The organism is Phaeobacter piscinae (genome assembly GCF_002407245.1).
Taxonomy (GTDB): domain Bacteria; phylum Pseudomonadota; class Alphaproteobacteria; order Rhodobacterales; family Rhodobacteraceae; genus Phaeobacter; species Phaeobacter piscinae.
In genome coordinates this window covers 2,065,188-2,083,766 of the sequence record NZ_CP010681.1, presented here as the reverse complement: position 1 = coordinate 2,083,766, position 18,579 = coordinate 2,065,188, and the positions used below count along the sequence as shown (strand labels likewise).

At 62.4% G+C, this 18,579-nt stretch carries 17 protein-coding genes; 8 read left to right on the top strand and 9 right to left on the bottom strand.

Annotation, left to right across the window (positions count from 1 at the left end):
• The first annotated feature begins 142 nt into the window (after nt 1–142).
• From phaeop14_RS09755 to phaeop14_RS09735, 5 genes are all read left to right on the top strand, one after another.
• Entirely contained in the window at nt 143–733 is a 591-nt protein-coding gene (locus phaeop14_RS09755) for a VOC family protein (RefSeq protein ID WP_096789411.1), read from the top strand.
• Nucleotides 730–1,254, top strand: coding sequence for a GNAT family N-acetyltransferase (locus phaeop14_RS09750; RefSeq protein ID WP_096789410.1), 525 nt, complete (start codon nt 730–732; stop codon nt 1,252–1,254). The genes phaeop14_RS09755 and phaeop14_RS09750 overlap by 4 nt, the downstream gene beginning before the upstream one ends.
• A 9-nt stretch (nt 1,255–1,263) precedes the next feature.
• The gene (locus phaeop14_RS09745) at nt 1,264–1,962 is read left to right on the top strand and encodes a molecular chaperone DjiA (protein WP_040180006.1); all 699 of its coding nucleotides are present in this window, start codon (nt 1,264–1,266) and stop codon (nt 1,960–1,962) included.
• Nucleotides 1,943–2,938: an endonuclease/exonuclease/phosphatase family protein gene (locus phaeop14_RS09740; RefSeq protein ID WP_096789409.1), complete on the top strand. Its 996-nt coding sequence runs from the start codon at nt 1,943–1,945 to the stop codon at nt 2,936–2,938. The genes phaeop14_RS09745 and phaeop14_RS09740 overlap by 20 nt, the downstream gene beginning before the upstream one ends.
• A gap of 121 nt (nt 2,939–3,059) precedes the next feature.
• On the top strand, nt 3,060–3,500 hold the full coding sequence (locus phaeop14_RS09735; RefSeq protein ID WP_040180004.1) for a hypothetical protein: 441 nt from the start codon (nt 3,060–3,062) through the stop codon (nt 3,498–3,500).
• Here phaeop14_RS09735 and phaeop14_RS09730 read toward each other — a convergent pair.
• Genes phaeop14_RS09730 through phaeop14_RS09720 form a run of 3 tightly spaced genes read right to left on the bottom strand, consistent with a single transcriptional unit; the run spans nt 3,497 to nt 6,962 of the window.
• Nucleotides 3,497–5,056: a Ppx/GppA family phosphatase gene (locus tag phaeop14_RS09730; RefSeq protein ID WP_096789408.1), complete on the bottom strand. Its 1,560-nt coding sequence runs from the start codon at nt 5,054–5,056 to the stop codon at nt 3,497–3,499. The two genes, phaeop14_RS09735 and phaeop14_RS09730, sit on opposite strands and share 4 nt — an antisense overlap.
• Before the next feature lie 47 nt (nt 5,057–5,103).
• Entirely contained in the window at nt 5,104–5,886 is a 783-nt protein-coding gene (locus phaeop14_RS09725) for a P-loop NTPase family protein (RefSeq protein ID WP_096789407.1), read from the bottom strand.
• A gap of 8 nt (nt 5,887–5,894) precedes the next feature.
• Nucleotides 5,895–6,962: an AI-2E family transporter gene (locus phaeop14_RS09720; RefSeq protein WP_040170467.1), complete on the bottom strand. Its 1,068-nt coding sequence runs from the start codon at nt 6,960–6,962 to the stop codon at nt 5,895–5,897.
• A 229-nt stretch (nt 6,963–7,191) separates the two neighbouring features.
• Between phaeop14_RS09720 and proS the strand changes: the two genes are divergently transcribed.
• Nucleotides 7,192–8,547 (top strand): proline--tRNA ligase, encoded by a 1,356-nt coding sequence (proS, locus tag phaeop14_RS09715; protein WP_040170468.1) that lies wholly within the window; start codon nt 7,192–7,194, stop codon nt 8,545–8,547.
• A 60-nt stretch (nt 8,548–8,607) separates the two neighbouring features.
• Here proS and phaeop14_RS09710 read toward each other — a convergent pair whose 3' ends face one another.
• On the bottom strand, nt 8,608–9,096 hold the full coding sequence (locus phaeop14_RS09710) for an HPP family protein (protein ID WP_040180000.1): 489 nt from the start codon (nt 9,094–9,096) through the stop codon (nt 8,608–8,610).
• Nucleotides 9,097–9,345: 249 nt separating this feature from the next.
• Here phaeop14_RS09710 and phaeop14_RS09705 point away from each other — a divergent pair, with 249 nt between their 5' ends.
• Both phaeop14_RS09705 and phaeop14_RS09700 read left to right on the top strand, forming a co-directional pair.
• Nucleotides 9,346–10,638, top strand: coding sequence for a lipoprotein-releasing ABC transporter permease subunit (locus tag phaeop14_RS09705; RefSeq protein ID WP_096789406.1), 1,293 nt, complete (start codon nt 9,346–9,348; stop codon nt 10,636–10,638).
• Nucleotides 10,631–11,347, top strand: coding sequence for an ABC transporter ATP-binding protein (locus tag phaeop14_RS09700; protein WP_096789405.1), 717 nt, complete (start codon nt 10,631–10,633; stop codon nt 11,345–11,347). Before phaeop14_RS09705 ends, phaeop14_RS09700 begins: the two co-directional genes overlap by 8 nt.
• Before the next feature lie 10 nt (nt 11,348–11,357).
• On the opposite strand, the gene phaeop14_RS09695 is transcribed toward phaeop14_RS09700, so the two are convergent.
• The 5 genes from phaeop14_RS09695 to parE form a co-directional block, all read right to left on the bottom strand.
• On the bottom strand, nt 11,358–12,044 hold the full coding sequence (locus tag phaeop14_RS09695; RefSeq protein ID WP_040170471.1) for a hypothetical protein: 687 nt from the start codon (nt 12,042–12,044) through the stop codon (nt 11,358–11,360).
• Between the two features lie 62 nt (nt 12,045–12,106).
• On the bottom strand, nt 12,107–14,188 hold the full coding sequence (locus phaeop14_RS09690; protein ID WP_096789404.1) for a molybdopterin-dependent oxidoreductase: 2,082 nt from the start codon (nt 14,186–14,188) through the stop codon (nt 12,107–12,109).
• A gap of 103 nt (nt 14,189–14,291) precedes the next feature.
• A complete protein-coding gene (locus phaeop14_RS09685; protein ID WP_040179995.1) occupies nt 14,292–15,044 on the bottom strand; it encodes a hypothetical protein in 753 nt (250 codons plus the stop codon).
• 675 nt (nt 15,045–15,719) lie between these two features.
• Nucleotides 15,720–16,382, bottom strand: coding sequence for a hypothetical protein (locus tag phaeop14_RS09680; protein WP_096789403.1), 663 nt, complete (start codon nt 16,380–16,382; stop codon nt 15,720–15,722).
• A 52-nt stretch (nt 16,383–16,434) separates the two neighbouring features.
• On the bottom strand, nt 16,435–18,393 hold the full coding sequence (gene parE / locus phaeop14_RS09675; RefSeq protein ID WP_040170475.1) for a DNA topoisomerase IV subunit B: 1,959 nt from the start codon (nt 18,391–18,393) through the stop codon (nt 16,435–16,437).
• Nucleotides 18,394–18,579: the final 186 nt, after the last annotated feature.

Genomic DNA, 18,579 nt, shown 5'->3' with positions numbered 1-18,579 from the left:
TCTGCCTGATCTGCCTACCGTTTGGGCAATGACACACCCGTCCCGGACTGCCGGGGCGGGTGTGTTTCTTTCCCGCTTGCGCCTGTGCCCCTGCAGGCTAGTCTCCCCGCAGCATGATCCGCAGGAACAAGGGGGAGACGTCATGGAGCTTGATCATCTGGCCGTGGCCGCAGACACGTTGGACGCGGCCGTCGCCCATGTCGAAGACAGCCTTGGCGTGCCGATGCAAGCCGGTGGCAGCCATGCGGTCTTTGGCACCCACAACCGGCTCCTTGGCCTTGCCGATGGGCTCTACCTTGAAGCCATTGCCATTGACCCCGCCGCGACACCGCAGCGCAGCCCGCGCTGGTTCGATCTGGATCGCCGTGCGGGACCTGCGCGGATCACCAACTGGATCTGTCGCTGCGATGATCTGGCGGCGGCGCTGGACAACGCCCCGCAGGGGGCAGGCGAGATCGTTGATCTGCAACGCGGCAATCTGCGCTGGCAAATGGCGGTGCCTGCGGATGGCGTTCTCCCCTTCGACAATATGTTCCCAGCGCTGATGCAGTGGCACAGCCCCCATCCTGCTGACGCACTCACCCAGCAGGGCTGCACCCTGCGCCGTCTGCATCTGTCACATCCGGGCCGCATGGCGCTGCCGCTTGATGATCCGCGGGTGGAGATCCACCGCGGCCCGGCCGGGTTCGAGGCTGAGTTCGACACCCCCCATGGGCCACGGGTGCTGCGATGAATGTCCGACAGGCGCGCTCGGCAGATGCCAGCGCCATCGCAGCGATCACCAATCAGATCGTCCGCGACACGCTGATCACCTTCACCACGGATGAGAAGACGGCGGCAGAGGTCGCGGCTGAGATCACCGCAAAAGGTCCGCATATGCAGGTGGCGGAGGAGGCGGGTGAGATCCTCGGCTACATCAGTCTTGGTACCTTTCGCAGTGGCCCCGGCTATGCGCGCACCTGTGAACACGCGATCTATCTGAATGAAACCGCCCGTGGTCGCGGGGCAGGGCGGGCGCTGATGGCCGCTATTGAAGAGGTTGCGCGTGCCGACAGCATCCATGTGCTGGTTGCAGGCATCAGCGCGGCCAATCCCGGCGGTGTGGCCTTTCACGCCGCCATGGGCTTTGCCGAGGTGGGGCGGATGCCGGAAGTGGGCTACAAACGGGGCCAGTGGCTGGATCTTGTGCTGATGCAGAAAATTCTCTCCCCCAAAGAGGTTGGCGCCGCTGACAGCCCGGCCAAACCGCGATAGTCTGCCCTTATGTCACTCTGGACCCGCATCACCGAAGCGCTCTCTGCGCTGGCCTCCGGTCAGAGCCTCTCCGAGGTGTTCGACAGTCTGCGCGCGCCGCCGGAGCGCAGTGTTGCCTTTGCCATTGCGGTGATCGCGCTTGGCGCCAAAATGGCCAAGGCAGACGGGCAGGTCACCCGTGATGAGGTCACCGCCTTTCGCGAAGTCTTTCAGATCGCCGCCGAGGATGAGGCCGGGGCCGCGCGGGTCTTTGACCTCGCGCGGACTGATATCGCGGGCTATCAGGACTATGCCGCCCGCATTCAGAAGATGTTTGCCAATGATCCCCAGACGCTGTGCGATTTGATGGAGGGGCTGTTTCACATCGCCATGGCGGATGGGTTTTATCATCCCGGCGAAAATGAATTCCTGTCAGAGGTCAGCCGTATCTTCGGCCAGAGCGAACAACAGTTCATGGCCCTGCGCGCGCGGTTCGTGGCCGATGCGCCGCGTGATCCCTTCACGGTGCTGGGCGTGTCCCCGGATATGCCGCGCGATGAGATCCGCAAACACTGGCGCAAACTGGTGCGCGAAACCCATCCTGATTCCATGATGGCGCGTGGTGTGCCCGAGGAGGCGGTGCGCCTGGCTGAAAAGCGGATGATCGACATCAACCGTGCCTGGGACGAAATCAACGGATGCGGTGGCCATGCGGCTCGTCACCTATAACGTTGAATGGTTCTCCTCGCTGTTCGGCGATGACGACACGCTGCTGATGGATGGTGGTACATCGGGCCGCCACGGGATTGATCGCGTGGGCCAGACCCGCGCGCTGGCGCAGGTATTCAAACACCTGGACGCCGATGGCATCATGGTGATTGAGGCGCCGGATACCAGCACCCGCCGCAAAACCCTGCGGGCACTGGAGTATTTCGCGCAGGAGGCTGGTTTGCGCAGTACCGAGGCGGTGATCGGCTTTGCCAATGACACCCAGCAGGAGATCGCCTTTCTCTACGACCCCGACGTGCTGACGGTGGCCCATACGCCACGGGAAAGCACAGAGGCACCGCGGTTTGATGGCGTGTTTCATATCGATCTGGATGTCGATGCTCAGAAAGACGCGGTGCGGTTTTCCAAACCGCCGCTGGAGTTGACCGTGACCACGCAGAGCGGCCGCGAGGTCTCGCTGATTGGCGCCCATCTGAAGTCAAAGGCCCCGCATGGCGCGCGCTCCGAGGACCACGCCGTCACCCTGTCGATTGCGAACCGGCGCAAGCAGTTGGCGCAGGCGATCTGGTTGCGCCGCCGGGTTGAGCAGCTTTTGGCCGAGGGACGGGATGTCGTGGTGATGGGTGATCTCAACGACGGGCCGGGGCTGGATCAATATGAGCAGCTGTTCAACCGCTCCTCGGTGGAGATCGTGATGGAGAGCGATCTTTACGATCCCAACGCCCAAAGCCTGCTGCAGCCCCGGCTGCGGGTGATGCCCAGTTCCGCGCGTTTCTATGACAAGGCAAATAAACGTTATTTCAGTGCCTTGCTCGATTATATCATGGTGTCCTCCCGGCTGCGCCAACCGGCAGGCAATTGGCGGATCTGGCATCCGTTTGAGGATGCCGCCTGTTATGAGGATGTGGCGCTGCGCGAGGCGCTGCTGGCGGCTTCGGATCATTTCCCGGTCAGTCTTGATCTGGAACTGGAGTGACGGTGGTCCGCTGCGCCGCAACACGTCGCGCGTGCCGACTGAACCGCGCCTATTCAATCCAGACGTGTTTCACCTATATTGGCAGCAGATGATGCCTGTTCAGCGATAAGGGAGCAATCACATGAGGTCTTGGGTCCGAATGACACCGCAGCTGCGCGGCGCTTTGGCGTTGGCTGGGCTGTTGATGCTGCCGCTGGCGCCAGCCGCACAGGCGGACACTGCGCCGACACAGAACGACGAAGGCAGCAGCCTGATGCAGCGCGGGGCAGAGCTGTTCTGGGAAGGGCTGCGTCAGGAAATGGCCCCGGCACTTGATGATTTACAGGCGCTGGCGGATGACTTTGGGCCAAGCCTGCAAGGGTTCCTGTCCGAAATGGGCCCCGCGCTGGCCGAGATCGCGAACAAGGTTGAGGATTGGAGCGTCTATGAACGACCCGAAATCCTGCCCAATGGCGATATCATCATGCGCCGAAAGCCGGAAACCACCCCGGATGAAACACCGGATGCCACGCCCGAAGGGCAGCAGGATGAGGGTTTGCCCGAGGGCACAACCGACCTTTAGGGCGCCGGGGCGCCCTTGCGGATCTTAACCCGCACTTCCGCCTCCAACGAGCGGGCGAGGGAGGTCAGTCGCGCCTCGGCCACCTCGCCATACAGCGGCTCCGCCTCGCGCGGCAGTTCCAGCAGCAGATGTTTTTTGCGCGGTTGCCAGACCAGCTTGCCGATGTCGCCATCCTTGCTGACCATCAGCATGGCGCCAAACCGCATCGCCTTGCCAAGGATCTCGGCCTCTTTCTTGCCGCGCTCATCCAACAGATCATAGAGGTATTCAAACGCCGTGCCCTGTCGTTTGTTGCGATAGCGGTGCAGCAGCGCGAGACCCAGAAACACCCGTTCGGAATGCTTCAGCCCGCCCAGATTGGCGCGGGTGGCATTGTCGAAACAGACCTCGGCGCGGTAGTCGGGGTGGGCGCGCCAGCTGACGTCATGCAGCAGGCAGGCAGCCTTGACCAACCGGGTTTTCGCATGATCGGAGGCTTTGAACAGGGGCGACACAAATTCATAGAGCGTGCGGCCAAAGCCTGGGATGCGGGCGTCCTTCTTCTCGGCAAAGCGGCTGGCCTCGATCAGCGGATCCCGGTTGCGCAGCCGCTGCGGCATCTGCTCATACAGCAGCCCCTCGCGGATCCCATAGCTGGAGACGGCGATATCCTTGGGTTTGAAGGTCTTGACCAGCCGTGACAGCACATCGGCGGCATAGGGCACCAGCGACATCCGCGCGGTAGAAATGCCGCATTCGCTGCGCAGTTTTTCCAAATCATGGGTCTCGATATAGCGCAGGGTTTCGCGCACGTCCTGCGCGTTCATGCGGTATTCATGCAGCACCCGCAGCGGGTAGCCCCGCCGCGCCATGTCAATCCGCGCAATCGCCCGCCAGCTGCCGCCGACCAGAAACAGCCGGTCGTTCTGCTGGCCCATCTCGGCGCGCAAGCCTTCCATCACCTCGGTTATATGCGCCTTGCGGCCCCGTCTGCCGCCGGGAATGTCGCGCAGTTTCAGCGGGCCAAGCGAGGAGGTCACGCGTTTGCCGACCTCGCCATCATGGATCTCTGCCAGTTCCATGGAGGAGCCGCCGATATCGCAGACCAGACCATAAGATCCGGGCCAGCCCAGAAGGACCCCCTGTGCGGAGAGGCGCGCCTCTTCCTGACCGTCGATGACATGGATTTTCAGCCCGGTGTCGCGCAGCACCTCATCGCAGAACTCCTGCCCGTCGCTGGCATCGCGCACCGCAGCAGTGGCCACCACGGAGAGCGGCGGCATGTCCATGCCCTCCGCCAGATGCTGAAACCGGCGCAGCGCCGAGAGCGCACGGGCGCGCCCTTCAGGGTTCAGGCGACCGGTCTCAGACAGACCAGCCCCCAGCGCACACATGATCTTCTCATTGTAGAAATAGGCCGGACTGCGGGCTGCACCGTCAAAAATCACCATCCGCACCGAGTTGGAGCCGACGTCGACAACCCCCACCCGCGACAGGGCGCGGGCGCCCGGATCGTCAAACAAGGGGCGCTCAAATGGCCCCCAATCGGCGGTGGCAGGCTCCGGTGTCACGTGCATGTTGGCTCCGTTACGTGTCGTCAGGATGGGGGATCGCAGGGCGCGGGTCAATCGCCGGATGCGGCCGGGCGGGCAGCATCTGCGGCATCTGATTTCGGATCGGTCTCTGCAGTGGCGCGCACGTCTGCCGGGACCTCTGCCGGTGTCGGCATTGGCCGGGCAGGGCGATCGGACATCAGCTCCACCGCCAGCATGCGCGACACCATCCGCCCTTCGGTGAGGGAGAGGCGATCCAGCTCCTCCACGATCTGCGAGGCGGCAGCAAACGACCGGTCCATATGGGCCACCAGATAGGGGATCACATCCGGTTTCGGGGTGATCTGGCGATCATTGAACAGTTTGGCCAATACCACCGACAACAGCGCGTCATCGGGGGGTTGCAGCTGCGCGTGGGGCGCGCCTTCGATCCGGCTTTGTAGATCGGGCAGCGACATGCCCCACAGATGCGGCGCCGCGCGGCCCGTCAGCATCAGTGCGTGGCCATTGGCCAGCACCAGATTGTGCAGGTGGAACAACGCGTCCTGCGCGGGCGCGCAATCGGCAATATCCGGCACATCCTCCACCGCGATTGGCCCATCGGCCAGATGCGGTACATCTTCCTTGGTCAGCTGCCAGGCGGGGATGATCTGGGCGCCTGAATTGCTGGCCCAGACATGCACCAGATGGGTTTTGCCAGAGCGTTTTGGTCCGCTCAGCACCAGCTTGCCGCCGGGCCAGGCGAACGAGGGATCCAGCATCGCCACCGCCATCGCATTGGAGGGCGCGACAAAGAAATCATCCCGCCCCAGCGCCGGTTTCGCCGGGAGATCAAAGCTCAGCTGCTGGGCCATGGGTCCATTCAGTCCGCGTCGTTATGGGCTTTGCCCTGATAGAGTCGGCTGTCCAGATACTGTTCAACAAGGAAACGTGCAATCACCCCAAGTGCGGCCGCCACCGGCACCGCGATCAGCATGCCGACGAAGCCGAACAACGCACCAAACACCGACAGCGCCAGCAGCAGCCAGACCGGATGCAGCCCGACCGAATTGCCCACCAGTTTGGGGGTGAGGAGGTTGCCCTCAATCACCTGACCGATCATGAAAATGCCGGCCACCATACCAATCGACCACCAGTCGCCCCAGAACTGGAACAGCGCCAGACCAATCGCCAGCGCGCCGCCGATCAGCGCGCCCAGATAGGGGATGAAGGTAACCAGCCCGGCGATGAAGCCAACCGCCAGACCAAAATTCAACCCCACCACCATCAGCGCGACGGCATAATAGGTGCCAAGGATCAGGCAGACCGTGCCCATGCCGCGGATGAACGACGCCAGCACCTTGTCGATGCGGCTGGCCAATGTGCGGATGGTCGGGGCGTGGTCGCGGGGCAGCAGCTCATCAATGCGGGCGACCATGCGGTCCCAGTCCAGCAGCAGATAGACGGCCACCACTGGGACGATCACGAACAGCACCATCACATTGACCAGCGACACGGCGGATCCCACGACGCCTTCCAGAACGCTGATGGCCTTGCTTTGCAGGGTTTGCGCGATGGAGACGATGGTCTGTTGCGCGCGGCTGCCCTCATCAAACAGGGAGGGCGCCTGTTTCTGGGCGAAGTCACGCAGGTTCTGGAACGCCTCCGGCAGAACCCGTGCCAGATCAATCATTTGATAGATCAGTGTCGGCACCACCACCAGCAACATGACCACAAATAACAAGACCGCCGCCACAGTGATGACAGCCGTGGCGGCCGTCCGGCTGAGGCCCAACGCCTCCAGCCTGTCGGCAATCGGATCAATCAGATAGGCAATCGCCGCACCCAGCACAAAGGGCAGCAGCACATCGCCCAAGGCCCATAGGATGACCGCAAAGACAACGGCGGCAATGCCCCAATAATTCAACTGCTTCTGTGCCGGAAGTGCCATGTTTTGGTCCCTGCTCTCAGCCCGATCCTGTGGCGTCTGTTTGACAGAAGTCTTCGCTGATGCACAGGCGCGATGCAAGCCCAATGACCGGTTGCGGGGATCACCGCGATGGGCGGCGGCCTATGGCCCCGCTCTGCCGCCGCAAAAGCCACAAAGACAAAGCACGATTGCCCAAGGCGCGCCGATGGCTTAGACCGCTTGCGAACCCAGATTGACAAATGAGACCGCCATGCGCCTGTCCCGCTATTTCCTGCCTGTTCTCAAAGAGAACCCCTCCGAGGCCCAGATCGTCAGCCACCGCTATATGCTGCGGGCCGGCATGATCAAACAATCCGCCGCCGGGATCTATTCCTGGCTGCCCTTGGGCTTCAAGGTGTTGAAAAAAATCGAAGGCATCGTCCATGATGAGCAGATCCGCGCGGGCCATATCCCGATGCAGATGCCGACCATGCAATCCGCCGACCTATGGCGCGAGTCTGGCCGCTACGAGGCCTATGGTCAGGAAATGCTGCGCATGAAGGACCGGCATGACCGCGACATGCTGTTCACCCCCACGGCAGAGGAGCTGATCACGGATATCTTCCGCAGCCATGTGAACAGCTATAAGGATCTGCCGCTGACCATGTATCAGATCCAGTGGAAATTCCGCGATGAGATCCGCCCGCGGTTTGGCGTGATGCGGGGCCGCGAATTCTACATGAAGGATGGGTATAACTTCGACCTGACCAAGGAAGACGCGCTGCACGCCTATAACCGCCATCTGGTCAGCTATCTGCGCACCTATGAGCGCATGGGTCTGCAGGCGATCCCGATGCGCGCTGACGGCGGGCCGATTGGCGGCGACTATACCCATGAATTCCTGGTGCTGGCCGATACCGGCGAGTCGGAAGTGTTCTATGACAGCGCGGTCACCGATCTGACCTTTGGCGACCGTGAGATCGATTACGACAGTGTCGAGCAATGCCAGGGCGTGCTGGAGGAGTTCACCTCCAAATATGCCCGCACCGACGAGACCCACGACGCGGCCCTGTTTGACGAGATCCCCGAGGAACGCCGCCGCGTCGCGCGCGGTATCGAGGTTGGTCAGATCTTTTACTTTGGCACCAAATACTCCGAAGCGATGGGCGCCAATGTTCAGGGCCCCGATGGCAAGCAGTCGCCGGTCCACATGGGGTCGCATGGCATCGGTGTGTCCCGCCTGCTGGGTGCGATCATCGAGGCGAGCCATGACGACAAGGGCATCATCTGGCCCGAGGGCGTGACCCCGTTCCACTGCGGGATCGTCAACCTCAAGCAGGGCGACGATGAGGCGGATGCTGCTTGCGAGGCGCTCTATCAGGCGCTGACAGCGGCCGGGCTGGAGCCGCTTTATGATGACCGCAAGGAGCGGGCGGGCGGCAAGTTTGCCACCATGGACCTGATCGGTCTGCCCTGGCGCATCACCGTTGGCCCGCGTGGGCTGAAAAACGGCGTGGTGGAACTGACCTCCCGCCGCAGCGGCGAAAGCGAGGAACTGTCGCCTGAGGCGGCGGTGCAGAAGATCATCGAGATCTACGCCAAACACCCCTCCAGCCGCGGCTTCTGAACCCGCCCGGCAGTTTGAAACAGACAGCCCCGCCAGCCTCGCTGGCGGGGTTTTCCTTTGTCAGCCGTGTTTCAGCGGGTAGTCATGGCCGGAGATCCGGTGGAACAGCGTTGCAATCGCCACCAGCGCCACGGCGCCAATCAGCACCGGGAACAGCAGGAAAGAAATGCCGGGGTCGGTGGCAAAGACCACCAGCGGATCGGCGCCTGCGGGCGGATGGGTCAGCCGCAGCGCCGCCATCAGGGCGATCGACAGCCCCACAGCGAGGGCCAGCGCCCACCAGGCGTCCGGCAGCAACGCGTTCAGCGCCAGTGCCACGGCAGTTGCCAGCAGATGGCCGCCGACCACATGCGCGGGCTGCGACAGCGGGCTGGCGGGCACCGAGAACAACAGCACGCAGCTGGCGCCAAAGGGGGCGATCAGCAGCAGGAGGTTGGCATGGGTTGTCAGCAGCGACAGCGCCGCAATCGCCAGAAAGGCACCAAGCCCGGCCATGACCACCGCGCGCAGCGACGGATGTGGCAGGGCGCGTTTGAAATATCGGTCCATCGTCATCCTCATTGTGACCTCGCAGGAGGTTTGGCAAATCGATATCACCGGGGAAGGGCAATGCAACGGGCAATTGCACCGGGTCACGATTCGGTGACGCCATATGCAGGCCCGCGCCCAAGAGATTTGCAGCCTGCGATGTGCGCGGAGCCATGGAACGGGCGGATTATCGGGCAGATCCGCCACCACACCTTGACCCCGGACCTTCCACAGCACAGGTTGCAGACAAATTTTCCGGGCAGGACCACCATGGCCACACCACTCCCTTTTTCCCGTTTCGAATGGCTGATCGCCTGGCGTTATCTGCGGGCGCGTCGCGCCGAAGGGGGCGTCAGCGTGATGACCTGGATCAGCCTCATTGGCATTGCGCTGGCGGTGTTTGCACTGATTGCGACTCTTGCGGTGCGCACCGGGTTCCGGTCGGAATTTGTCGGCACCATTCTGGGGGCCAATGCACATGTGACGCTGTATTCCCACGGCACGGTCACCGATCAGGGGCGGATTGACCGCAAGCTGACAGAGTATGACGCGCTGGCCGAGGCCGCCGCAGCGGTGCCCGGTGTGATCCGTGCAGCGCCGTTGGTGAAGGGGCAGGTGATGGCGAGCCTCAGGCAGCGCAGCGCCGGGGTTGAGGTCTTTGGCATCTCCGCCGCCAATATCGCCACGCTGCCGGGTGTTGCCCAGAGCGAGGCCGCAATTGGTGATCTGTCGCGGTTTGACGCGGGCGTTGCGCTGGGGTCCGGCGTGGCCCGTGAGCTGGGCGTGCAGGTGGGCGACCGGATCAAGCTGATCTCCCCCGACGGGGTCAAGACTGCTTTTGGCACCAGCCCACGCGTCAACGCCTATGAGGTGGTCTATATCTTCACCGCCGGGCGCTATGACATCGACCGAACCCGGCTTTATATGCCCTTTGCCGAGGCGCAGAGCTATTTCAATCGCGAAGGCTACGCCGATGAGATTGAGGTGATGGTGGAGGATCCAGAAACCGTGGACCGCATGGTGTTGCCGCTGGTGCAGGCGGGGGATGCGGTGGCGTCCAATATCGGGGTCTGGACCTGGCGCGATGCCTCCGGCGGCTTCCTGCGCGCATTGGAGGTGGAGGACAATGTGATGTTCATCATCCTGTCGATCCTGGTGCTGATCGCCACGATGAATATCGTCTCTGGCCTGATCATGCTGGTGAAGAACAAGGGCCGCGACATTGGCATTCTGCGCACCATTGGCCTCAGCGAAGGCTCGGTGATGCGGGTGTTTTTCCTCTGCGGGGCCTGTACGGGTGTTGTGGGCACCCTGTTGGGCGTGATCCTTGGCTGTCTCTTTGCGATCTATATCGATCCGATCTTTTCCTTTGTGAACTTTGTGATGGGGGGCGGGGTCTGGGATCCGGCGATCCGGGGCATCTATGCGCTGCCGGCGGAGCTGCGGCTGGCGGATGTGCTGTCGGCGGTGGCGCTGTCGCTGACGCTGTCTTTTGTCATCACCATTTTCCCGGCACGGCGTGCGGCGCGCATGAATCCGGTGGAGGCGCTGCGCTATGAATAATCCCGAAACACAAACTGCTGGCGCACAATCCGCCGTGTTGCAGCTGAGCCAGGTCGGCAAATCCTACAATCACGGTTTGCCAACGCAGGTGGATGTGCTGAGCGGCATTGATCTGACGGTGAAGCCGGGGGAGATCGTGGCGCTGGTGGCGCCCTCCGGTGCGGGCAAATCGACGTTGCTGCACACGGCTGGTCTGCTGGATACGCCTGACCGCGGCACCGTGCGGATTGGTGGTCAGGATCTGACCGGCAAATCCGAGCGACGGCGCACGGCGGTGCGGCGGCAGGATGTGGGGTTTGTCTATCAATTTCATCACCTGCTGGCGGAATTCACCGCGCTGGAAAACATCGTCCTGCCGCAGCTGGCCAATGGTATCGGCCAGACCAAGGCAGAGGCCCGCGCGCAGGATCTGCTGGCGCGGGTTGGTCTGCAGGACCGCGCCGGGCATCGCCCTGCGGCCATGTCGGGCGGCGAGCAGCAGCGGGTGGCGTTTTGCCGGGCGCTGGCCAATGGGCCGCGTCTTCTGTTGGCGGATGAGCCCACGGGCAATCTGGATCCCGGCACGGCGGATCAGGTCTTTGCCGCGCTGATGGAGCTGGTGGCGGCCACGGGCATGGCGGCGGTGATTGCCACCCATAACCTTGAGCTGGCGCAGCGGATGGACCGGGTGGTGCGGCTTGAGGGCGGTCAGCTGCACGCCGGGATGTGACTGGCGCGGCTCAGGCGCAGATGCCGGTCACATCGACATCTTTCCAGGGCAGGTAAACATCGCTTTCGCGGCTTTGCGGCAGGTCGGAAACCGGCATCGCGCCCTTCAGCATCCGGTGTAGCCGTTTGGTGCGCGCGCCGGTGGGATCCAGCGCACGGCAGCAGACATATTCCTCAACGATGGCGCCCTGCTGCTCATAGGCAAAGTCGATGAATCGGTCATTGCCCTTCAAATCAAACAGATAGGGGTCGTCGCTCACGCGATGTTCAGCGGCGGCGCGCAGCGGGTGATACCCGGTCTTGGCGCGTTGCTGCCATTGCCAGACATGGGTGGCCTCATGCGCGAGCAACATCGCCTCCACCAGATAAAGCCGATCCGGGTAGGCGGGCATATAGTCATCGATATACCAGTCGCGCACAAAAAAGATGCGGTTGAACAGCGCCAATGCAGCCGGGGAGGAGGTGACGATCTCCTCCTTCACCGGGGGCAGAATACGTTCGCGGCAAGTGACGCGCGGGCGTGGTTTGCGGCGGAATGTGACCTGCGACAGCGGCGCGCCCTTGACGATGCGCAGGCGATCCAGATCCAGCTCCGGCCCATGGATGCGGGTCAGAAACTGCCGCTCTCCCTCTGACGGCGGGCGCCCACAGGACAGGAGGCCAAGGCAGGTGAGGAGGAGACAGAGACGCGCAATCATGGCCCCACCCTAGGTAAGTTAGACCAGGGTGGGAACCGGTTTTGCAGGCGTGGCGTCGCGCGTCAATTGGTGGCGGGGCGCAGGTCCACGAAGGTTTCGTTGTAGCAGGCACCATCCTCGGTATCGGTGCGGATGTCTGCAGGGATCAGCGCATTCACGGTAAAGCCGGTGGCACTACTGGCGCGCCAGGTGCCCTTGGGGCTGTAGAGCACACCGGGGCGGGTGGCATCGCTGATTTTCAGCCGCAGGGTCACCACGGCCTGATCGTTGAACAGCTCCAGCAGCGCACCGTCGCTGAGGTTGCGGCTGGCAGCATCCTCGGGGTGCATTTCGACCAGCTCAACCCCGTCGGAGGGCGGCTGATCGCCAAAGGTGGCATTGGTCCGCTTGCTGGAGGAGGGCGTGATCAGCACAAAAGGCGCGCTGCGCGGCACCGGGTCATAGCGCGGCACGCCAAAGCCGTAGCGGGCCTCGTAGTCTTCGCTGAACAGCTCAATCTTGCCCGAGGCAGTGGCCGGCACAACCGTATCACACAGGATCGGTGCAGCGCCCTCAGGGGCGGTGATCTCCAGCGCCCGGTCCAGCGGGATCTCACTGGGGCGGTGGCCCTGGAGCTGGGGGTGATCGCCGTCCAGCGCCTGATCCATCAGCTCGGCGTCACTGGCCTGAAACAGCGGATCATCATAGCCAAACCGCGCCGCCAGACGGCGGAAAATCTCGGTATTGGGCAGGCTGTCGCCAACCAGCGGGATTACCGGGGCGGCGCGCTGGATGTAGTTCTGGCCATAGGCGCCATAGACGTCGTCATATTCGAAATGGCTGGCGGCGGGCAGGATTACGTCACACATCCGCATGGAGTCTGTCATTGCCACATCGCTGCCCGCGGTGAAGATATCCTCCTGGCTCAGCGCCTCAATCAGCCGCGCCTGATCGGGATGGGTGGCGACCGGGTTGTGGTTGTAGATCATCACCGCCTTCACCGGGATGCGCATGGTGCGATCCAGCAGTTTGCGCGCCACATCAACGATGTTGAAGACACGGGTATCCGGGTCAATCAGGTGGCTCGCCTGCAAGCGGTCAGTCGTCTTTGGGGCGGCAAGGCCGGGTTTGGCGAGCACACCAGCCCCCAAGCGTCCATGATGACCGGTCAACGCCTGAAGCGCCATTGCCGCGCGCAGGCCGGACCCGCCGGAGCGGCCCCGTTCTATGCCGTTGCCAAGGGAGGTGGACATATTGCGCGCCGCTGAGATCCAATCGGCGAGCTGGTGGAACTGCGCCAGCGGGATGCCGCAGACCTCCGCCACCTGATCGGGGGTATAGCCGCGCGCCGCTTCCAGGTATTGCGCGGACCCCGTGGTCCATCGGGTGATGAAGGCATGGTCCAGCGCATCGCGGCGCTCCAGCTCCGCCGCCAGCGCCATAGCCAGTACAACATCAGTGCCGGGCACCGGTTGCAGATGCAGGTCGCAGTGTTCGGCAATCTTGGTGCGCTTGGGGTCGATCACCACCAGCCGCGCGCCCTTGGCCCGTGCCTGTTTCAGCAGCGGCGCCATATGCAGGTTGGAGACGGTGACATTGTTGCCCCAGACCAGCACCAGATCGGACTGCACCACCTGTTGCGGCGGCATGCCGGGGGCGGGACCAAAGAGGCTCTCATAAGCGCCGCCACGCACCCCGCCACAGAGCGGTCCCCGGTTCAGCCGGGTCGCCCCCATGTGGTAGAAAAACCGCCGGTCCATCGACCCACCTGCCAATTGGCCATGGGGGCCTGCGTAGTTGAAGGGCAGCACCGACTGCGGGCCATGGGCCTCAATCGCGCGCATGACGCCTGCGTGGATCAGATCCAGCGCCTCCTCCCAGCTGATCGGTTCATAGCTGCCGCTGCCGCGTGGACCACTGCGGCGCAGGGGCTGGGTCAGGCGGTTGGGACCATGCACGAAGCCTGCAAAACTGCGCACCACCTTGTTGCAGATCACCGCATCGGTCAGCGGGTTGGCGCGCGATCCGCGCACGGCGGTGATCTGATCATCGGTCACGCTGACGCTGAGGCTGCAGGTGTCCGGGCAGTCCAGCGGGCAGACGCTGGGCAGCCGGGTGGTCGGGCTATGGCTCGATTGGCTGTTGGGCGGAGGGGTGTCGCGCATGGCTGGGCTCACAAATCTGAAAATGTCTGTTGCGCCTAGCCTAGCGGTGCATGTGACCTTGTATAAATGGCCAGATAAGGAGAATTTGGTAAGGCCAAAATCCTTAGCGCAGATCGACCACGGATTTACCCAACCGGAATGGCGCGGCAAAGGCCACCATGCAGAGCGCAAGGATCTGCAAGATCAGAATATGCGCATTGTCCTGCAGATATTCCCATTCGCTCTTCAGTTGGGTGACCTGCGTGATCAGCGCGTCATAGGCGCGCGCCAGGATCAGAAAATCGCCCGCAATGGTCGGCACCTTGCGGCGCAGGCTGTCGACTGCGGCCTCGGTCGGGGTGTCGAGCGCTGTAAAGACGGTGAAGGCGGCGGGATCAAACGCGTCCGCCTTGGCGGCCATCTCCATCATCTCGCTGGTGTTTTCGGCGCGACCAAAGATCAGCTGCAGCCCCTGTAGCGGCGTGACCTGATCGGTGACGGCGATGAACAGGGGCAGCTCTGCATTGCCGGCGGTGGAGGCGGAGAGGAATTCGATCTTCTCGCACAGAATGGCGATATCCGCGTCATAGGCCGGATCGCAAAACCTGAGGCGAAACCGCGCCGCGTCGCGGTCAAAGGCGGCGGTGGCGGCATAGGCGATGTCGATCTGGCGCTCCAGCCGCCCGGTGTCGGCCTTGTAAATGCCCGCCAGCACAGCCACCAGCGCGCCGATCCCGCCAAGGACCACCCAGCCCAGATCCGCCAGCCGCCAGACGCGGTGCCCGGCGGGATGGCGAAACAGCAATGCGGTGCCGAGACTGCCGATGCCAAAACACATCAGGATCAGCAGCAGTTGATTGTCGGCGATCATCATCATAGCGGCGGCTCCTGCGGGTCAGTATTGGGCGGGTTGGTCCGGGTCGGTTTGGGGCGGGGTGGCATTCCCAAGCTCTTGGGAAGTGTAGAAAGACCAGTGCCTTGCAGGCAAGCGCTATCACCGCGCGGCCCGATGTGCCTAGGGGCGCGGTGGGGGATGTCCTGATTGTGATGTGCCCGGCGTGGTGGGGGCGGGATCTTGGCCGTTGCTGCGGGCAGCAAAAGGAGGCGGCGCCGCCAAGGGCCCAATGTGTCCATTGGGGCCAAAGGCGGAGGGTGGAATGGGGATTGCCCATCTTCGCGAGATATCTGCGAAATCGCCCCGGTTGGTGGTCGGGGCGTCCAATCTCCAAGTGGTGGGGCAGGGTGTCAATCCGCCCCGGATGTCGCGACCGGATCAGTCTGGCAGATCGGGTTTAAGCGAAGGTGTGGGTGGCGTGCGGTAGGGGCGCAACGGGGCGGTGAGGGAGAGCGTTTGAGGGGCGGCCGGGCGGAGCCCTTCGCTGATACCGGTGCCTTGGGAGGTAACGGCGTCGGCGTGCCCCCTTGGGACGTGGCGCGTAGCGGCATGGCCCGCGTCTGACCTTCCCGTCATGCCGGAGGCATGCTTTCAGCATGACGAAGGCGCTTCACGCCTCCCCAAGGCCAGGCGCGGGCCTTGGGGTGTGGGAGGGCCTTATTGGCTGTCAAACAGTCCTGGGTCTTCTGCTTCGTTCTTGCGCTGGAACTTTGCTAAATGTCTTTCAAACGCTTCGGTGTTTGAGTAGGAAAAGCCTTTGGATTCATAGAATTGTGTTCGCGTTGATTTTATCTTGGGGAACTCAAAGTAATGAAGCTCAAATTCCTCATGGTATCCAGCAATAGGCTTTGAGAGTAGTTGAAGCAAGGGATCACGTTGAGCCTTCTTTAAGGCGATTCTCGCATATGGGCTATATAGTACACAGGCAATTCGGTTGCCCTGTTTAAGCGCAAAATCATACGGAGGGCGATATTCAATTCCGGGAGACAACTCCTTCGATGGCGCGGTCAGCTCAATGGGTGACCATTCTTCCACAGGCAGGTACTTGAAGACAGATTTTGCTATTGGCGTTTTTGCTGCAACTTCATCCTGATATCGAGAGCCTGCAATAGCTTCGAGCACTTTCTCTGAAGATTTTACTTGGTACCCTTGTATCAATAGTTTCTCAAACCCTCGGTAGTCCCAGCATATCTTTGGGCCTTGTTTTTTGTATTGACTGATTTTTCTTACAATTTTCAGCTCAATTGCTGGGGTGTCAAAGGGCTTTCCGTCAAATTCGGGTAAACACTCAGATGCTCTGAGTAATGTGCTCTTCTTCATCAAAAAGGCTGCCCTCCAAAGAAAAAACCCTGCAAATGCAGGGTTTTTTTATTCAAACATCCAGCTCCTCCACGAACTTCGCGTTCTCCTGAATATACTGGAAGCGAAGCTCGGGTTTTTTGCCCATCAGGCGCTCGACCAGATCGCCGGTCTCGCCGGGTTCGTCCTCGTCGATGGTCACCCGGATCAATTTCCGGGTGGCGGGATCCATGGTGGTCTCCTTCAGGTCTTTGGCGTCCATTTCGCCAAGACCCTTGAAGCGGCTCACATCAATCTTGCCCTTGCCGCCCAGACCCTTTTCCAGCCAGAGATCCCGCTCGGCCTCGTCCAGGCAGTAGACGCGTTTTGCGCCTTGCGTCAGGCGGAACAGCGGCGGGCAGGCCAGATACAGGTGGCCGCCGTCAATCAGCGGGCGCATCTGGGTGAAGAAGAAGGTCATCAACAGCGAGGCGATATGGGCGCCGTCGACGTCCGCATCGGTCATGATGATGATCTTGTCATAGCGCAGATCGTCGAGGTTGAACTTGCTGCCAAGGCCGACGCCAAGCGCCTCGCACAGATCATTGATCTCGGCGTTTGAGCCGAGCTTGTTGGAGGCGGCGCCAAGGACGTTGAGGATCTTGCCCTTCAGCGGCAGCAGCGCCTGATTGACCCGGTTGCGCGCGCCCTTGCCGGAGCCGCCGGCGCTGTCGCCCTCGACAATGAACAGCTCGGTGCCCGCGCGGTTCTTGGCGGTGCAGTCGGTGAGCTTGCCGGGCAGGCGCAGTTTCTTGGTGGCAGATTTGCGCTGGGTCTCTTTCTCCTGCTTGCGGCGCAGGCGTTCCTCGGCGCGCAGGATCAGGAAATCGAGGATGGCGCCGGCCGATTTGGTATCCGCCGCCAGCCAGTTGTCGAAATGATCGCGGACGGAGTTTTCCACCATCTTGGCGGCGGCCTCGGTGGAGAGGCGATCCTTGGTCTGACCGACAAAGGCGGGATCCGCAATGAAGCAGGAGACCAGCGCGCAGCCGCCGGTCATCAGATCGTCGCGGGTGATCTGGCCGGCCTTTTTGTTGCCGACCAACTCGCCGTAGGCCTTGATCCCCTTGAGGATGGCGGACCAGAAGCCCGCAACATGGGTGCCGCCCTCCGGCGTGGGGACGGTGTTACAGTAGGACTGGGTGAAGCCGTCGCGGGACGGAGTCCAGTTGATCGCCCATTCGACATAACCCGGCGCGTTGAATTTCTCGCGGAACTCGACCTTCCCGGCAAAGGGCGCATCGGCGTAGACGGAGGATTTGCCAAGCACTTCTGTCAGGTAGTCTTTGAGGCCGCCGGGGAAGTGGAAGGTGGCCTCGGTCGGGGTTTCACCATCGTCGATTTCCGATTTCCAGCGGATTTCGACGCCGGAGAACAGATAGGCCTTGGAACGCACCAGGGTGAACAGGCGCTTGGGCTTGAAGCGGTGGGAGCCGAAGATCTGCTCATCGGCGTGGAAGGTGACGAAGGTGCCGCGTTTGTTCGGGGCGGCGCCGATTTTCTCAACCGGGCCCTGGGGCAGGCCACGGGAGAAGCGCTGCTCGAACAGTTCCTTGTTCTTGGCAACCTGCACCACCATGGAATCCGACAGCGCGTTCACCACAGAGGAGCCGACGCCGTGCAGACCGCCCGAGGTCTGATAGGCCTTGCCGGAGAATTTGCCGCCCGCGTGCAGGGTGCAAAGGATCACCTCAAGCGCGGATTTGTCCGGGAACTTCGGGTGCGGATCAATCGGGATGCCGCGGCCGTTGTCGGAGATGGTGACGGCGTAATCGGCGTGCAGCGTCACCTCGATCCGGTTGGCGTGGCCCGCGACCGCCTCATCCATGGAGTTGTCGAGGATTTCCGCCACCATATGGTGCAGCGCGCGCTCATCGGTGCCGCCGATATACATACCGGGGCGCTGGCGGACCGGTTCGAGGCCTTCCAGGACCTCAATCGAGGAGGCGTCATAGGTCTCAGAATCGGGCGTGCTGAGGAGGTCGTCGGCCATATGCGGGGCTGCTCTTGCTTGGTTTTGGTTGAGGTCATTATGGCAGGTGTTGGGGCCGGGTGGAAGAGGCACGCAAGGGGCTGTGGATAAGGCGGGCGGGCGCGGCTGGGCGTGCAGTCATCAATCCATCGAAGCACTCCTTCGGTTATTCGGGTGCGGCGATATTCTCCGTGCGGTGCCGGGGCT